Here is a 1,118-nt window from a genome sequence, read left to right as displayed (position 1 = left end):
TTTACTTGTTTCCGGACAACCTCTCAACCACTCTGGTTTAATTATACCACTTGAAAGCGGCAGAGGGTTTTGTTGATATTGAGCAGCAAAAGCGTAACTCCCAAGTTCAGCTTTTATTATCTCAACTTCTTCTTTTCCTCCATCGAGGGGATATAACAACTGACCTTCTTCTCTTGAATATAATATCCTTACAGGTGACGCTGGTTTATTATATAATCGTCTGGTCGCACAGTGCTGAGCTACTCGGATGACAGGAACGGGAGGCATTGGCTTTTTGATTGAATAAATAACCTGCTTATTTTCAGAAATCATTGGCAAACAAATATGATGCCATATGTTTTTTGGCTTGGAGAGAAGGTGTCCAGTTAAGTCCTCCTGGTGTAGCCTGTGCATTACAAGAACGATGACTCCTTTTTTTCTATCGTTCAGCCTGGTTACTAAAGTCTGATCAAACCAGTTTGTGGCACGCTTTCTAAGCGTTTCACTCAAAGCTTGAGCAGAACTGAGCGGATCGTCCACAATGATAAAATCACCACCTTCACCAGTTAGTGTTCCACCAACTGATGTTGCGATTCTGTATCCTCTCTGCACTGTTTGAAATTTATATTTGGTATTCTGGTCTTTGGATAGTTCTATCTCTGGAAATAGCGCTCTATACCAACTAGACTGCATCACGCACCTGGTGTCGAGCGAGTGCTTTTCGCTGAGCCGCTGAGAATAACTTGCAACTATTATTCTCGCAGTTGGTTGGTTTCCCAGTATCCATGCGGGCCACGCAACGCTTATGCACATGGACTTCATCGAGCGCGGAGGCATATTGAATATTATTCGTTTCACTTCACCAGCGCTCGCTGCTTCCAGCCTGTCTGCTATGACTTTTATATACTGATAATCGTTATACTCACACCCCGGCACTACCGTTTGAAAGCACAGTTCAATGAATTTTAGAAAGTTCATGATATAATGTTGAAACCAACGCGTGACGCTGGGATGACAAAAAAAGGAGCACTGGAATGACACCCTACTTAACCGTCATACCGCGATTCATTCGCGGTATCTCTTAACATAGATCCCCTACTATACCTTAACATAGATCCCGCTAACAAGCAGCGGGATGA

The 1,118-nt window shown here is 43.2% G+C and carries 1 pseudogene; it reads right to left on the bottom strand.

From position 1 onward, the window contains the following. Positions 1-957, bottom strand: a pseudogene (locus OZD64_RS00150) (phage terminase large subunit); the annotation flags it as partial. Positions 958-1,118: the final 161 nt, after the last annotated feature.

Source organism: Wolbachia endosymbiont of Drosophila tristis (assembly GCF_028981745.1).
In the GTDB taxonomy this organism is placed as follows: domain Bacteria; phylum Pseudomonadota; class Alphaproteobacteria; order Rickettsiales; family Anaplasmataceae; genus Wolbachia; species Wolbachia pipientis.
This window is presented reverse-complemented; position numbering and strand designations above follow the sequence as displayed.